This window comes from Labilithrix luteola (genome assembly GCF_001263205.1).
In the GTDB taxonomy this organism is placed as follows: domain Bacteria; phylum Myxococcota_A; class Polyangia; order Polyangiales; family Polyangiaceae; genus Labilithrix; species Labilithrix luteola.
The window spans coordinates 8318905-8334624 of the sequence record NZ_CP012333.1 but is presented as its reverse complement, the minus strand read 5'-3'; the positions used below and the strand labels follow the sequence as shown (position 1 = coordinate 8334624).

Annotated in this window: 13 protein-coding genes and 2 tRNA genes; 8 read left to right on the top strand and 7 right to left on the bottom strand. The window is 66.6% G+C overall.

Features of this window, described 5'->3' with window-relative positions; genetic code table 11:
* Positions 1–3 precede the first annotated feature (3 nt).
* The 4 genes from AKJ09_RS36185 to AKJ09_RS36170 form a co-directional block, all read right to left on the bottom strand.
* Positions 4–867 (bottom strand): SPFH domain-containing protein, encoded by an 864-nt coding sequence (locus AKJ09_RS36185; RefSeq protein WP_240488702.1) that lies wholly within the window; start codon positions 865–867, stop codon positions 4–6.
* A gap of 104 nt (positions 868–971) precedes the next feature.
* A complete protein-coding gene (locus AKJ09_RS36180; protein ID WP_146652406.1) occupies positions 972–2087 on the bottom strand; it encodes a Gfo/Idh/MocA family protein in 1116 nt (371 codons plus the stop codon).
* A gap of 95 nt (positions 2088–2182) precedes the next feature.
* Complete coding sequence (locus AKJ09_RS36175; RefSeq protein ID WP_205633906.1) at positions 2183–3571, bottom strand: choice-of-anchor D domain-containing protein; 1389 nt, start codon at positions 3569–3571, stop codon at positions 2183–2185.
* A gap of 320 nt (positions 3572–3891) precedes the next feature.
* Positions 3892–3965: transfer RNA gene (locus AKJ09_RS36170), tRNA-Pro, on the bottom strand.
* A 347-nt stretch (positions 3966–4312) separates the two neighbouring features.
* On the opposite strand from AKJ09_RS36170, the gene AKJ09_RS36165 reads away from it, so the two are divergent.
* The 7 genes from AKJ09_RS36165 to AKJ09_RS36135 all read left to right on the top strand — a co-directional run bounded on the left by AKJ09_RS36165 (position 4313) and on the right by AKJ09_RS36135 (position 12881).
* The gene (locus tag AKJ09_RS36165) at positions 4313–4936 is read left to right on the top strand and encodes a response regulator (protein ID WP_146652404.1); all 624 of its coding nucleotides are present in this window, start codon (positions 4313–4315) and stop codon (positions 4934–4936) included.
* Positions 4937–5144: 208 nt separating this feature from the next.
* Positions 5145–8849, top strand: a complete 3705-nt coding sequence (locus AKJ09_RS36160) for an FG-GAP-like repeat-containing protein (protein ID WP_146652403.1) — start codon at positions 5145–5147, stop codon at positions 8847–8849.
* 94 nt (positions 8850–8943) lie between these two features.
* Positions 8944–9017: transfer RNA gene (locus AKJ09_RS36155), tRNA-Met, on the top strand.
* Positions 9018–9427: 410 nt separating this feature from the next.
* Positions 9428–10684 (top strand): ligand-gated ion channel, encoded by a 1257-nt coding sequence (locus AKJ09_RS36150; protein WP_146652402.1) that lies wholly within the window; start codon positions 9428–9430, stop codon positions 10682–10684.
* A gap of 21 nt (positions 10685–10705) precedes the next feature.
* On the top strand, positions 10706–11188 hold the full coding sequence (locus AKJ09_RS36145; RefSeq protein WP_146652401.1) for a hypothetical protein: 483 nt from the start codon (positions 10706–10708) through the stop codon (positions 11186–11188).
* A gap of 104 nt (positions 11189–11292) precedes the next feature.
* Positions 11293–11967, top strand: coding sequence for an O-methyltransferase (locus AKJ09_RS36140; RefSeq protein ID WP_420814289.1), 675 nt, complete (start codon positions 11293–11295; stop codon positions 11965–11967).
* Positions 11968–11975: 8 nt separating this feature from the next.
* The gene (locus tag AKJ09_RS36135) at positions 11976–12881 is read left to right on the top strand and encodes a LysR family transcriptional regulator (protein ID WP_146655982.1); all 906 of its coding nucleotides are present in this window, start codon (positions 11976–11978) and stop codon (positions 12879–12881) included.
* Positions 12882–12899: 18 nt separating this feature from the next.
* On the opposite strand, the gene AKJ09_RS36130 is transcribed toward AKJ09_RS36135, so the two are convergent.
* The 3 genes from AKJ09_RS36130 to AKJ09_RS36120 form a co-directional block, all read right to left on the bottom strand.
* Complete coding sequence (locus AKJ09_RS36130) at positions 12900–13115, bottom strand: energy transducer TonB (RefSeq protein ID WP_146652399.1); 216 nt, start codon at positions 13113–13115, stop codon at positions 12900–12902.
* A gap of 11 nt (positions 13116–13126) precedes the next feature.
* Entirely contained in the window at positions 13127–14209 is a 1083-nt protein-coding gene (locus tag AKJ09_RS36125) for a hypothetical protein (protein ID WP_146652398.1), read from the bottom strand.
* Between the two features lie 135 nt (positions 14210–14344).
* Positions 14345–15142, bottom strand: coding sequence for a TatD family hydrolase (locus AKJ09_RS36120; protein ID WP_146652397.1), 798 nt, complete (start codon positions 15140–15142; stop codon positions 14345–14347).
* Here AKJ09_RS36120 and AKJ09_RS36115 point away from each other — a divergent pair.
* Complete coding sequence (locus tag AKJ09_RS36115) at positions 15141–15713, top strand: hypothetical protein (RefSeq protein WP_146652396.1); 573 nt, start codon at positions 15141–15143, stop codon at positions 15711–15713. The two genes, AKJ09_RS36120 and AKJ09_RS36115, sit on opposite strands and share 2 nt — an antisense overlap.
* Positions 15714–15720: the final 7 nt, after the last annotated feature.

Below are 15720 nucleotides of genomic sequence, written 5' to 3'. Positions count from 1 at the left end.
GGATCAGGGGCGCTGGCGCTTCGGAGCTCGAAACGCGGGTGCCGGCTCGGAGAGCGGTTCGGCCTCTTCCTCCTCCTTGGACGGTGCCACGCGCACGTTCGCGCCCATCGCGGCGGCGATGGCGGCGGACTGCGATTCACCGAACGGCTTGGCGAGATCGAAGATGACCTTGCTGGTGCCGCCCGAGAGATTCTGCAGCGCCTCGAGGCGACGAAGCTCCATGCCTCCGGGCGAGGCGTGGAGGATGCGCGCGGCTTCGGCGAAGTTCTTCGCGCTTTCGAGGTCGGCCTGGCTCTTGATGACGACGTACTGCCGATCGCGTTCGGCGATGGCTTTGCGCGCGATGACCTCCTGCATCTGCTGCGGGAGCTGGATGTCTTGCAGCGCAATGAGCTCGACGTGCAGGCCCCACTGCGCGACGAACTGCTCGACGGCCGCGCGGATCTTGGCGGCGACTTCTTCGCGATGCGCGAGAAGCTCGTCGAGCTTGGTCTCGCCGACCACGTCACGGAGAACGACCTTCGCGCGGTCTTTGACGGCGTACTCGTAGTTCTCGACGTTGAGCATCGCCTTTTCGGGATCGACGACCTTGAAGTAGATGACGGCGTCGATCCAAGCCGTCACGTTGTCCGCGGTGATGACCGCCTGCTGGGGGAGGTCACGATTTCGCACACGCGTATCGATGCGGACGAGACGTTGGACTCCGGGCAGGACGAAATTCACGCCCGGCGCGGCCCGGCCGGAGAACTTACCGAGCGTGAACTTCAGCGCCGCCTCCCACTGGTTTACTTGTCGCAGCGAGCGGAGGGCGATGACGCCGGAGATCATGGCAAAGGCGGCCAGAACGACGGTGGAGAGCGGGTCCATGTGGCTCCCATCCTACGTCCGGTCGACCGAGACGTGGATGCTCCTCGTCGTTGACGATGGGGCTGCCGAGGCGAGCCGACAACCTGGGGCAATGAGCCGGCCGATCAGCGGTTCGGAGGCGGCACATGAACGGTCGCCTGCTTACCCACCGACGGCACGCGAATTTCCTGGGCCATGTTGGGGCGCCTCGAGCGCTGGAACGGCGGGAGCTTCACGGGCTGACCGCGCCGGGCGGACTCGGCGATGGCGACGAGGACCCGGACGTCGGCGAGCCCCTCTTCGCCTGACGATTCGGGCTCCGCCCTGCCGAGAATGCATCGCGAGAAGGTGATGAGCTCGGGGGCGAACTGGTCACGCGCCGTGAAGATGGTCTCACGCCCCTTCCCGTTCACGGTCAGGTAGTGCTTGAGGTCCCCCTGGTAGGTGAAGGCCGGCTCACCCCGCAGGTCCCCCTTGTCGCCGACGATGCGATAGGTATCGACGTCGGCCGAGCCCTGGCTCGCACTAATTTGGGCGAAGCGGTCGCCAGGGAAACGGAGCACGGCGGTCGTCGTCGCGTCGACACCGCGGAAGCGGTCGTCGCCTCCCGATTGGAAGCCGAAGACCTCGATGGGCTCGGCGCCGAAGACGTGACGCGCCGCGTTCAGGCAGTAGATGCCCATGTCGAACAGCGCGCCGCCGCCGAGCTCGGCTTTCGTGCGGATGTCGCCCTCGCGGACTTGCTGGCCGAACGCGGCGCTGAAGAAGCGCGGCTCGCCGATGAGACCGGAGCGCGCGATTTCGAGCGCCCGCAGGCTCGCCTCTTCGAAATGGAGACGATAGGCGATCATGAGCTGAACCTTGGCCTTGGCGCAGGCGCCGATCATCGCCTCACAGTCCTCGACCGTCATGGCCATGGGCTTTTCGCAGAGGACGTGCACGCCGACCGCCGCCGCGCGTTCGGTGAGCTCGCGGTGACGCGTGTTCGGGACGGCGAGGTAGATCGCCTCGGCCTTGCTCGCGGTCAGGACATTTTCGAACTGGTCGTAGGAGCCGCGGTGCTGGATTCCGTATCGCTTGCCGAGCTCGGCAAGCTTGACGTCATCGGACGAGATCAGCGCGGCGAGCTCGGAATTCTCGCGGGCATGGTCGAACGAGGGCAGGACGGCGACCTGCGCGATGTTGCCGACTCCAACCACCGCATAACGGATTCTCTTGGTGTCGATGGCGATGCTGCCCATGGCGCGTCCTCCGCGGCGCACGGTGACGCAAAACCGAGACCATGCGCGGGCGGCGCCATGGCTCGCGCCGCGCTCGACACGCGGCGCCGCTCGAATCAGGGGCGCGACGAGTGACGTGAGCGGCGGGCAACGAGGGCCGCAAGGCCGAGGCCCGCGCCGAGGCCAGCCCACCCGAAGCCGCTCGCGCGGTGTGTGCTCGCGACCGAGCAGCCGGAGCTCGGCATGGGCAGGTCACCGAGGCGGTCGACGCCGTTGCCGCGGTGGCCTGGCGAATCGGAGTCGTCGTCCGAGTCGAGGGAGGCCCCGTTGGCCCCGACGCGGAAGGTTTGCTCGGGCGAGTCGGGGTCGTTCGATTTGACGGTGATGGTGGCCGAGGCGGAGCCGTCGTTCGCGGGCTTGAGCTTCACGGCGAGGTCGTAGTCGCCCTTGGAACCGACCTGCACCGAGTCCTTCGGAACGCTGAACTGCGGGTCGGAGCTCGTGAAGGTGAGGATGGCGCCGAGCTCGCCGGTGTTGGTGATCTTGATCGACTTTTCGGCCTGCTTGCCGGCTTTGACGGTGCCGAAGTCGACGCCCTTCGAGGGGACCTTCACGTTCGCGAGCGGGATGTGGAAGACCGCGGCGTCGAAGGCGACCTTCTGCGGCTCGCCGACGTAGTCCTTGCTGACGGCGGTGAAGCCGAAATCGCCGAGGCCGTAGGTGGGGACGCCGTAGACGGAGTCGACGGTCACGACGGGGCGCATCTTGAGCGTGCCCGAGTAACCGAGCTCACCCGTGACGTGTCCGACGACGTCGACCCCATCGAGGTCGGCGACGGTGATCTTCGCGGCGCCTCCGTCGGTGGTGACCGTCTCCGAGTCCAGGCGTACTTCTTTGGTCACGAAGCTGAATGTCGGCCGCGTCGACGCCTGGACGTAGAGCATGCCCTCGGCGGTGCCGTAGTCGACGCCGAGCGTGTAGAACGACACGCCGAAAATCGTGGACTGATCGAGATCGGGCGCGGTGGTCTGGACGGACGCCGCTCGGAATCCCCAGGGAAGAATCGGCGCCGAGCCCCGCGAGTCGTCGTTGAACGACGCGCCCGAGACCATGTTGAGCAAGCTGTTGGCGTCGTGGTCATTGCCGATGCCGTAGATGCTCGCCTCCAGGTGGGGCTTGAGCGTGTAGTGCACGTTCATCGTCCCCGAGGCCTCGCCGCTCGTGACGGGCTTGACGGTGAGCACCCCCTTCTCGGGCCAGCTCACCTCGAGCAGCGCGCCACGCGGCATGTCGACCGAGACGAGCGGTTCGCCTCCCACGGGATCCACCGAGAAGCGAGTCCGAACCTTGATCGATCCCTTCTCGACCCACCCCGAATCGAGCTCCGTGGGCAGCTTGTCTTTGATCTTGGCGTGCAGCTCGGCGGGCACGACGGCGCACGTGAGCGAGTTGGCTTCGCATGCCGCCGTCGCGTCCCGCGCCCCCAGCACGCCGACAGCGACCAACGTGGCTCCCCCGAGCCGCCCCAGCCATCGACGTGATCCCCGCATTCCCACGCGTGTGTGCAAGTGTGAGACTACGCTCGAGCTCTCATTTTCGCGGCCTTTTCCCGCCCCCCGCGCCCTCGCCCCTCCAAAACGGACAACGGCAGATCCACCGCCCCGCCCCAAACACGGAAGGCCCGACCACCTTCCGGTGAGCCGAGCCTTCTCATTCCCCGCCGCTGGACTCGCCAACGCCGGCTACCTCCGCGAGCGAACTTCGCCCAAAACGCCGAAGGCCCGGCCACCTTCCGGTGAGCCGAGCCTTCTTCTTGTCTTTTCCGTCGGGGCGAGAGGATTTGAACCTCCGACCCCCTGGTCCCGAACCAGGTGCGCTACCAGGCTGCGCTACGCCCCGGAAACCGCTGAGCTTCTCCGTTTCGGTGAAGTGCGGCGACGGGCGGCTTTATGCTTCGAGCAGTGCCCTCTCGTCAACGAGTTTCGACGTGAAGCGTAACTACAATCTCGACGGAATCATCCAACCAAGCGGGACTTTTCGCTTTTTTGGGATTTCGGCCTTCACTCTCAGCGGATCTCTGTCAAGCTACACTGTAACTGCGGCCAGGGCGCCCAGCTCGAGTCCGACGCGCAAGCACAAAAAATCGGGGCAAGTCGACCCGATCACAAAACACACGGGCCGGAAATTCCTGCCTGGCGGAATCGGAAAAAGCGCCCTTGCGAGCCACCCCCCACGGAGACCTGCCGATGACCGCACAACCGACCGAGCTCCAACTGCCGTCCGTCAAGATCCTGATCGTCGACGACGATCGCGCGATCTGCGACCTGATGCAGACCCTGCTCGAGCGCGACGGCTACAGCGTGAAGACGCTGAGCGACGCGACCACCATCGAGGACGAGGTCAAAAATGGTGGCTATCACCTCATCATCCTCGACCTGATGATGCCGAAGCTCGACGGCATCGAGGCGCTGAAGAAGGTCCGCAAGATCGACAGCGACGTGGCTGTCGTCATCTTCACCGGCTACCCGAACCTCGAAACGGCCGTCGCGTCGATGAAGCTCGATGCGGTCGACTACATCAAGAAGCCCTTCGACGTGGACGAGTTCCGCGACGTCCTCGACCGCGTCATGCGCAAGAAGGGCCTCGCGCGCACGCCGGAGGAGAAGCTCCACAAGGTCATCGGCGACACGATCCGCAACCTCCGAAAGGAGAAGGATCTGACGCTCAAGCAGATGTCCCGCCGCACCAACCTGAGCGTGTCGCTGCTCTCGCAGATCGAACGTGCGGAATCGAGCGCGTCGATCTCGTCGCTGTACAAGATCGCAACGGCCCTCGAATCGCGCATTCAGGATCTGTTCGGCGAGTACTGACCTTTTACGTCGAAGACTCCCCAGCGCCGCGACAGGGAACCAGAGTCCCTTCGCGGCGTTGCCGTTTGTGCGTCGCGTCGTCGGACAGCGCGGAACAGCTCGCGCCGGTGCGTCGGTTTTGCAGGCGTTTCCCGGCTGAAGCCTCATCGACGTCTCCAAGCTCAACAGGCGCAAACTGCGCCTTTTTCGCGATACGGTGCGCGCCGTCATGCGGACGTCCTTTCTTCGAACCTTGTCGCTCCTCTGCATCTCCGGCGGCGCCTTCGTCGCGCTCTCCGCGACCCGCCCTCACGACGCTCGCGCAGCGTGGCCCCCGGCGTCGGGCGCGGACATGCATGACAAGGCCAACTGGCCGAACGACTTCAACGCGCGCTGGAACTACATCTCGTATTTCCCCGAGCGCACCACGCAGGTTCCGCTGCTCGATGCCGATACGAAACTCGGCGCCTCGGGCATGAGCGTCGACAAGGCGTGGACGTACACGGTCGGCAGCGACAACGTGAAGATCGCCGTGATCGACTCCGGCATCCAGTGGGAGAACCCCGATCTGGTCAACAAGGTGGCCCTCAACAGCGCCGAGCTCAAAGGCGACAAGCGCCCCCAAACTGCGGCGGGCGCCGAGTGTGGCGGAACCGGAGCGCTCGCAGGCTACGACTGCAACGGGGACGGTAGCTTCACCGTCGCCGACTACCGCGACGACCCACGCTTCGCCGGTGTGGTTGCCGGTGAACCTTGCTTCACCGATGGCGATCGCAAGAAGCCCGGCGCCGACCGCATCAAGGGTGACATCAACCGCAACTGCATCCTCGATCCGGGCGACATCATCGCCTTCCCCGGCTTCTCCGACGGCGTCGACGACGACGCGAACGGCTACACCGACGACATCGCCGGCTGGGACTTCTTCAAGAACGACAACGATCCCTACGACGACACGCGCTTCGGTCACGGCACGGGCGAAGCGGAAGACAGCTCCGCCGAAGCGAACAACGGTGATGGCGACCCCGGCGTGTGCCCCGGCTGCCGCTTCATTCCGCTCCGCGTGGGCGACAGCTTCATCGGTGACGCGAACGACTTCGGGAAGGCCGTCGTCTATGCGACGGACAACGGGGCCAAGGTCGTTCAGGAGGCGCTCGGTACCCTCGACCAGACGCTCTTCTCGAAGGCGGCCATCGACTACGCGTACTCGAAGAACGTCATCGTCGTCGCGAGCATGGCCGACGAGAACTCGCGCCACCACAACATGCCGGGGACGGCGAACCACACGCTCACCGTCCACACCGTTCGCTACAACGAGCAGAAACCCGAGAGCTCGAACACGTACGTCGCCTACGACATGTGCTCGAACTACGGCGGTCATCTCTCGATGAGCATCAGCGGCACGAGCTGCTCGAGCGAAGCGACCGGCCGCGCGTCCGGAATCGCCGGCCTCGTCTACTCGATGGCCGAAAAGAAGGGCCTCACGCTGACTGCGGAAGAGGTCATCCAGCTCTTCAAGATGAACGCGGACGACATCGACGTCGCCGAATCGCGCATGCCCTCGCCAGCGTACTACTACTCGCACGCAGGCTTCGATCAGCGCTTCGGCTACGGGCGTGCGAACGCCGCGCGAATGATGCAAGCGATCGACAGCGGAATGATTCCGCCCGAAGTCGACGTCGTCTCGCCGGAGTGGTTCGAGCCGATCCACGCCGACCGCACGAGCGGCCCCATCGCCGTCATGGGTCGCGTGTCGGCGCTACGCGCCAAGAGCTACGACTTCAAAGTGCAATGGGCGCCGGGCGTGCAGCCCGAGGAAGCCGATTACAAGGACCTCGTCGCCCCCCTCACCAACATTCCCGCCGCGACCGTCAGCGGAGGAGCCGCGCAGCTCGCGCAATTCGATCCCCGCCAGATCGACACCGCCCACACGCGAGATCCCGACTCGCCCCACGGCGAGAACGACCGGTCGATCTCGATTCGCGTGCATGCGGTCGCGCACTACGACGGCGGCGATGTCCACGGTGAGGCTCGACGCGTCGTCGCGATCACCAACGAGAAGAACGGCCTCGACGCGGACCTGCTCCCCGGCTTCCCGATGAACCTCGGTGCGTCGCTCGAGGGTAGCGTCAAGCTCGCCGACATCGACGGCGACGGCCAGCGCGACATCGTCGTGCCGGACAGCTCGGGTCGCCTCCACGTCTTCTCGATGAAGAGCGGCAAGCCGACCGAGGTCGCCGGCTTCCCGTACCTCACGCATCGCATCGATGGCATCAATCCCGACCTCTCGACCGAGCCCACCGTGCCGAGCTACCTCGCCGCGCCCGCCTACAAGGCCGGTGCGCAGGGCGGCATCGATCCGATGCTCGCCCGTGAGGCCGTCATGGCGGCGGCCGCCATCGGCGATTTGAACGGTGACGGGAAGCCGGAGATCGTCCTGACGAGCTGGCCAGGCTCCATCTACGTGCTCGACGCGACCGGAAAGGACCTGCCGGGGTGGCCCAAGCGGCTGCCGCTCGTTCCTTCGTGCCCGCTCGACACCTCGAAGCCGATGCCTGCATCCTGCATGGATACGTTCCACGGCTTCGCTCGTGGCACGTACTCGGCGCCGGTCCTCGTCGACCTCACCAAGGACGGCAAGCCGGAGATCGTCATCTCGGCGTTCGACGGAAACCTCTACGCCTACAAGACCGACGGCTCGATGCTCGAGGGCTACCCCGTGGCCCTCAAGTCGCCTCGCTCGGATCGCCCGAGCCGAATCATGGCGACGCCCACGGCCGTCGATCTCAACGGCGACGGCATCCCCGAGCTCGTCAGCGGGTCGAACCAGCAGATCGGCGGCGGCGGCGGCGCAGGGCCCGTCTTCGCCGTCGACGGACGCGGAAACAACGCGCCCGGAGGCCCCTACCTCCCGAACTGGCCTATCGCGATGACCAGCGTCAAGCTCTACCCGGTCATCGCCGAGGGCATCGTCGCATCGCAAGCGGCAGCCGACCTCGATGGTGACGGCGTCGCCGAAATCGTCATTCAGGGCAACGGTGCCCCGCCGATCGCGGTCAAGGCCGACCCGGGTCCGCAAGCGGGCTTCGAGGAGCCGCCGAACCGCTTGCCGAAGCGCACGGACGAAACGGGCGCCGAAACCTACGGCTTCCAGAGCATGAGCAACTTCGGCTCCCAGACGAAGGCGGACACCAACGACGTCATGCTCCCTCTCTTCAGCCAGCCGTCGGTCGGCGACATGGATCAGGACGGCGTTCCGGATCTGATCGTGTCCGGAGGCTCGCTCACGCTCGCCGGGTCGCTCGCGGGTGGCGGCCAGCGCGCCGAGCGCTCGCAGCAGCTCATTGCCATCTGGAGCGGCAAGACGGGCGCGATGCTCCCCGGCGCGCCCATCGTCGTCGAGGACTACACGTTCCTGCTGAACCACGCGGTGGCAGACGTGAGCGGCGACGGCTACCCGGAGGTCATCACCGGAACCGGCGGCTACTTCGTGCACGCCGCTGATGGTTGCGGCAACGAGGCTCCGGGCTTCCCGAAGTTCACGAACGGTTGGGTCGCCTCGACAGCGGCCGTCGGCGACGTTGACGGGGACAAGGCCCTCGAGGTCGTCGTCGGCACGCGCGAAGGCTACCTCTTCGCCTGGCATACCAAGGGGAAGTCCGACGGCGCCATCGAGTGGGAGTCGTTCCACCACGACAACGCCAACACCGGCAACTACCTCAACAAGCTCGACCAAGGCGGCGGCAAGGCCAGCACTCCGCTGATCTGCGCCGCCGCCGATGGCGACGCGTCCGGCAAGCTCGACGCTGGAGGCGGCTGCGGCTGTCGAACGGCATCGTCCACGTCGGAAGGCTCGAACCTGGGCCTCGCGAGCGCCGCTGCTCTCGCGGCACTCCTCGTCGGCCGCCGTCGCCGCGCCGCCCGCGTTGCCGCTTGAGCGCGAGCATCACGGGGCCGAATCACGAAGATGCGTTCCCGTGTGCGACGTGCTTGCTACTGGAAAGCAAATGCATATACTCCGCGCCCTCCCTGCCGGAGTAGCTCAGTTGGTTAGAGCGGGCGTTTCATACGCGCTAGGTCGGGGGTTCGACTCCCTCCTCCGGCACCCCTGTTCGGGCGCACCTGCGGTGCGCCCTCTCCAGTAGTAGGTCGTCTGCTCGCCCTGTACTCCGTCCACTTCGTGGACTCCGTACAGAGCGAGTCGGCTCCCTCTCGCTGGTAAGCCACCGCGTGATTCAAGACGAGGGCTCGGGTAAACCCGGGCCTTCTGGCTTTCTGGGGTCCGCTGCGTGGACTCCGTACAGTCACGAGCGACTCCCTCCGCTGGCCCAACGCCGCGTGACGGTTACGAGGCTCGGTCGATGAACCGAGCCTCGCGCGTTTGGTCCTCCGCTCGCACGCCAACGAGCCTTCGGGGCTCGTTGCCCCGACGTACACCCGGCGCGTGTGGGGCTCCCATGGCGGTTTGCGACACGCTCCGCGAGGCGAGGCGGCGGGCAATAGTTCGCTCCGCGCGTGGGCTTGTTCGCTATCTTCTCGGGCTCGATCGAGGAGAGCACGAGGCACATGCCGGACACGAAGACCAGGAAGAGGCGCGCTCTACGCCGCTTCGTCATCATTCAGCTCGTTTCGCTGTTCGTCGTTCTGCTGGTGGGCTTCGGCGTGCTCCACAAATGGGATGGCGGCGAGAGCGAGGCGTTCGCGGCGCCGCCCAAGGCCACCCACGCCGCTCCCACCCCGGCGGCTGACGCCGCCGTGGCGGAACCGGCCGCCGAGCCCGCCGCGAAGGATGCGGGCGCGCATGCCGACAAGGCCGACAAGGAAGGCGATGCCGAGGCGCCGCCCGATCCGATCGACCTCGCCATCGCCCCCGACGGCGGTGTGCCCTTCCATCCGAACGGTGCGAACTACCGCTCGCCGTTCGCCACGCCGACGCCCGGCAATCCGATCCGCATCAAGGTCGGCATGCTGCTCAACAGCATCGACGAGTACGACGTGAAGACGGGCACCTTCACGGCCGATTTCTTCCTCAGCCTGACGAGCCAGGCCCCCATGCCGGCGCTCAACTTGCAGTTCCCGAACGGCAAGGTCGACAACAAGGAAGTCATCGCCGAGAAGCCCACGTTCCGGCTTTACCGCATGACCGGCAGCTTCAAGTCGCCGCCGAACCTGCGCAAATACCCGTTCGACTCGCAGGACCTCAAGATCATCATCGAAGACGACGCGCGCGGCATCGACCAGATCCGCTTCACGGCGGACAAGGAGCGTACGCAGCTCGCGCGCGGGTTCCGCACACTCGGCTGGCAGGTCGACTACGTCGAGGCGCGTGCGATCAGCCAGGCCTATCCGGATCGCTTCGAGGGCGACGACCTCTACTACGGTCGCTACGTATTCACGCTCGGCATCGAGCGCTTCGCGACGAGCGCCGCGTTCAAGGTCTTCGTTCCTGCGTTCGTCATCGTCATCATCTCGCTGCTCGGCATGTGGGTTCCGCCGGAGGAGATGGAAGTTCGCTCCAACGCGGGCGCGCCGATGCTCGCGGGCGCCGTTCTGTTCCACTTCGCACTGATGCAGGAGCTGCCGGCCACGAGCTACCTGACGCGCGCCGACAAGGTGATGCTGGGCGTCTACCTGTCGCTCGCCCTCGGCATGATCTCCACGTGGTGGATGTTCCTCGTGAAGGAACACAACATGGGCGTCGTGTTCAAGATCGCGCGCATCGGCGTGCCGGTCGTGAGCATGGTCATCATGGCCCTCGCCTGCCTGGTCTGAGCGTCCGAACACGAGGTCACGATGAATCGCTTCCACGTTGGTTTTGGCGCGGCGTTTGTCCTCTTGCTCACCGCCGGTTGCGACAAGCCGAAGCACTACACGACGACCGTCCAGCTCGCGCAGCTCCAGCGCTTCGGACAAACCACGCCCGGGTCCAAGGCGTCGATCATGGATCTCGAGTTGAAGTTCGTCGACTGCCCGGGCGATGCGATGAAGCTCGTTCGCGCGGACAAGGCGTTCGGCGAGTGCGCCGCGAACTTCAAGTCGGGTGACAAGCTCGAAGCCGAGCTCGTCTCCACGTACAGCTCCGAGCGCGGCGGGTACCGGAACGAGGTCGTGCGCATCGGAAGCTGCCCGTTGAAGATGGACCCGAAGGAAGAGGCCAACTACGAGATGGTCCAGACCTGCAGGGACCTCGAGGCCACGGGCGTCGTCGTCGGTGTCCACTGCGACCGGCAGCGGAGCAAAGAGCTCGTCGCGAAGTGTCCTTGGTTCCGTCGTTGAACCCGCTGCACGCGTGCGTTTGACGCACGAATGAAGTGCAACCCTTGCACTGGATGCACGCGTCGTCGCGACGCAAGATCCGGTGCAAGGAGAACACGACGATGATCGCTACGCTCCATAGCCCGAAGGTGGCAGGGGTGCTCGAGCACCTCTTTGCCGATGCGGCCAAGGTCGACCACGAAGAGCTGGCCCCGTTCCAGGCGATGTCACGGGCCGACCGTGACGCGGTGTTCGCGTCGATGAAGGACGACTATCGGACCTTCTACAGAAAGATGAACCGGGCCTATTTGCCCGTCTCGGCCGAGTTCGGCAGGTTCCTCTACGTACTCGCGCGCACGCGCGACGCGAAGACCATCGTGGAGTTCGGGACGTCGTTCGGCATCTCGACCATCCACCTCGCGGCGGCCCTGCGGGACAACGGTGGCGGCCGGCTCGTCACCACCGAGTTCGAGCCCACGAAGACCGAACGAGCACGGAAGAACCTCACCGATGCCGGGCTCGTCGACCTCGTCGAGTTCCGTGATGGCGATGCCCTCGAGACGCTGCGCGACGGTGTCGGAGCGCCCATCGACCTGCTGCTGCTCGACGGCGCCAAGCCCCTTTACATGCCTCTCCTCGAGCGTCTCGTGAGCCACCTCGCCCCCGGTGCAGTCGTTGCCGCCGACAACGCGAAGGACAGCCCCGAGCTCGTCGCGCATCTGCGGAATCCGGCGAACGGGTACGTGTCCCTATCCATCCCGTGGGACGGAGACGACAACGAGGTCGCTGTCCGCGCGTAGACTGTAAGCTGGCCACGCTCGACATCAACCTGCTCGTCGCGCTTGACGCGCTCCTGCACGAGGGAAGCGTGGCCAAGGCGGCTCAGCGAATGAACCTGAGTGCTCCGGCGATGAGTCGGACGCTCACGCGCATTCGCGAGGCCATCGGCGATCCCGTGTTCGTGCGCGCGGGAAGAGGCCTGGTTCCGACGCCGCGCGCGCTCGCGATGCGGGAACGCGTTCGCGCGCTCGTCCAAGAGGCGGAGGCGCTTCTCGGCCCCGATGCAGCATCTCATCCGAGCACGTTCGAGCGCGTCTTCACGATTCGCGTCAACGACGGGGTCGTCGCCACATTGGGTGGTGATCTCGTCCGACGCGCACGCGCCGAGGCACCGAGCTGCGTGCTTCGCTTCGTGGCGGAAGGCGACGAGGACGTCGCGGCGCTCCGTGAAGGCCTCGTGGACATCGACATCGGTGTGCAGGGTCCGCTCGGTCCCGAGGTGCGCGTGCAGACGATCGCCGAAGACGCTTACGTCGCGATCGTAGGCGCGAAGAGTCCGCTCGCCCGCGGACGCATGACGCTCGAACGCTTCGCGCACGCCGATCACGTCTCGGTATCACGCCGAGGTCGGACGCGAGGACCGATCGACGCGCAGCTCGAAAAGGCCGGCCTCTCACGACGCGTCGTCGCGACCGTTCCCAACCTGCTCGCGGCCGCGGCGCTCGTGAGCCAGATCGACGCCATCGCGCTCGTGGCCGAGAGTGTCCTGCGAAAGGTCGGCACGACCATGGGCGTGCGACGGGTCCAAGCCCCCTTCCCGCTCGGCAAGGTGATCGTCGCGCAGGCCTGGCATCCGCGCTTCGATCACGATCCTGCGCACGCCTGGCTTCGGCGCACGGTCAAAGAGCTCGCAGCTCAGAAGCCGAAGCGCTGAGGGCGCACCGACAGCCGCTCACTTGATGATGCGGTTGTCCTCGGTGATCGGCGCTCGGATCCGCAAAACGGATCGCCCATCGGCGCGCAACGCGGCAGGGAGCGGTTCGAAGGGGCCTGCGCGTCGAATGGCGTCGGCGCAGTTCCGATCATATTCGTCGATGCCGCTCGGGCGTACGGGCGGCCAGCTCACACGAACGCTGCCATCCGCGGCGATCGCGAACTCCAGGATCACCGTGCCCTGCTTCAACTCGAGGGCGGCGGCGCGCGGAAATGCGTTGGCGAGGAGCGGCCCCAGCTTCGCGTGGATCTTGCGAAGGTAAGGCATGAGCATCGGGTCGTTCGTGTTCCAGTCGAACACGTCGCCATCTCCGGAGCCGAGCGGTCGAGCCACCGATCCGTGCCCTCGCTCCGCGCCAGCGCCTGGGTCAGCAGCGCCGGCGGTGCCCCCTGCCCTGCGCCCACGAGGCCACCGGCGAAGCTCGCGTGAACCTGTGCGCTCACGAGGCTCGCGACCTCCTGGTCGCTGTCGACGGTGTCGTTGGGCCGTCCGCGAAGCGCGGCTGGTATGGTCGGGGGCGCTTCGGTGACCGACGGTCGACCGAGCGCGATGCGGGCTGCCGCCCGATGGTCGGAGCCCTCCCGTCCGTCGCGGATGCCGAGCCCGGGGCTCGCGACGAGCTGCCCCGGAGCACGGGAGCCAGGCGTTCTGGCGAGGCCATCGTCGATGTCGCCATCGGGGCCGCCCGGTCGACCACCGAGCACCGCCGCCGAGGGCGCGACGAGCGAACCTCGGCTCGGATCGCGCGCAGCATTGGGACGGCGCTCTTGATGTTCGCCCGTTCCGGTGGCGAGGAATGTGAGCTCCATCGGGCGCGTGGTCGAACGGCGATCCTCGCGTGTCGTGCGGAGCTGCGCCGTGTGGAGGCGCTGGATCTGATCGCGATCGAGCCGACTCGTGAGATCGGGGCTCAACCGCATGTGGTCGTCGGTATCGGCGAGGTTCACGGCACGTGGTCCGGCAGCCTGTCCTCCCCGACCGGCCACGCCCGTGTCCATCCGTGCGATGGTCGCGCCTCCGTGCGCGGTCGGAGACACTCCCTCGGGGATGACGTCGCGATCGGCGAGCTCCGTTCCGTCCGCCATCTCCGCGAGGTCGATTGCGATGACGTCGGAGGGAGGCGCCGTCATGCTCGCCGCTGCGCGCGGTGTTCGCTGCGAAAGCGCGAACGCAATCCACCCTACCGACGCGACCGCCCCGACGTGGGCAGCGAGCGACGCGAGGACGGCGGGCGCGAGCTGGCGATTTCGAATGCGATCTCGAATCATCGAACGAGCGCGAGGATCGAACGGCCCTCGCCCTCGAAAGCATAAGCGAACGACACGAACTCGCCATGCGCCCGATGTCCGCGCGCCAGGAACGCGGGTAGGAACCGGTGTGGGTTCGCGCCGAATCGCGGGCGCTCAGGACGTCGCGAAGCTTCGCCCGAAGCGACGTTCGGCGTTTTTCGTGGTGGCCTCGGCGATCTGGTCGAACGACTGACCGCGCAGCTCTGCCACACGCTTGGCGGTGTGGACCACGAAGGCCGGCTCGCATGGCTTGCCGCGCATGGGAACGGGCGCAAGGTACGGGCTGTCGGTCTCGACGAGAATGCGATCGAGCGGGGCCCAGCGTGCAACGTCCTGGATCGCGGTCGCGCTCTTGAAGGTCACGATGCCCGAGAACGAGATGTCGAAGCCCAGGTCGATGGCTTTCTCGGCGAAGGGGCGGTCTTCGCTGAAGCAGTGGATGATGCCGCCGACGTCGCGCGCGCCCTCCTGCGCAAGGACGTCGAGCGTGTCGGCTGCGGCCTCGCGCGTGTGGACGACGATGGGCTTTTTCACCTCGCGCGCGAGGTTCACGAGACGCGCGAACGTGGCGCGCTGAACGTCGCGAGGCGAATGGTCGTAGTGGTAGTCGAGGCCGATCTCGCCGACCGCGACCACCTCGGGCATGCGGGCCAGCGTGGAGAGCTCCTCGTAAGCCGCATCGTCGAGTGTCTTGGCGTCGTGCGGGTGAATGCCGACAGCCGCGCCGATGCGCTCGGGGATCCGTTTGGCGAGAGCCACCGCCGCACGCGCGGGCGCGAGATCGGCCCCGACACCGACGACCACGAATCCCGAGACACCGACCGCCGCCGCGCGCGCCAACACGTCGTCCGCCCCCGTCGGAAAGTACTGCGGGTCGAGGTGACAGTGCGTGTCGACGAGCTTCGCTGCCATGCCGTATCGTACCTCCGTGGCCAGCCTGAGCGAAGATGCCTTCCGCCGCCTTCTCGACGACAACGGCATCTTGCGTCCGGCGGCGCTCACGCCCCCGCCACGCTGGGGCTCGTACGCTGTGTTCGCGCAGCGGCCCGACGCTCGACTCGAGCTCGAGACCATGAAGCGCCACGCGGGGCGCTTTTTCTCGGCCAAGATCGGCATCACCGTCGACAAGCGCTACGACGACCGTGGCCCGCTCGAGGTCGACGCCGCGCGTTTCGTCGTCGCCACGGAAGACGGAACCGCGAACGGCACACGGCTGTGTTTCGCCCGTCGAACCGAGCCGGCAGATCTCGACGCTGCGCAAGCCGCCGAGCAGGCCCAAGGCACGTCGGGCCTCGCCTTGCTCGCCCAGCGCTGCCCCATGGTCTGGCTCGTCGTCCCCGAGACCGACGACGACCACGCGGCCCTCACGATCGCGACGATCTTCGCAAGCACGCTGCTCGGTCCGATCCTGGCGCCCGACGGCACGGCCATCTTCGGCGTGCGAACGGCGCGCATGAAGCTCGAGGCCCAAGCGCGCCATTAGCTGACGC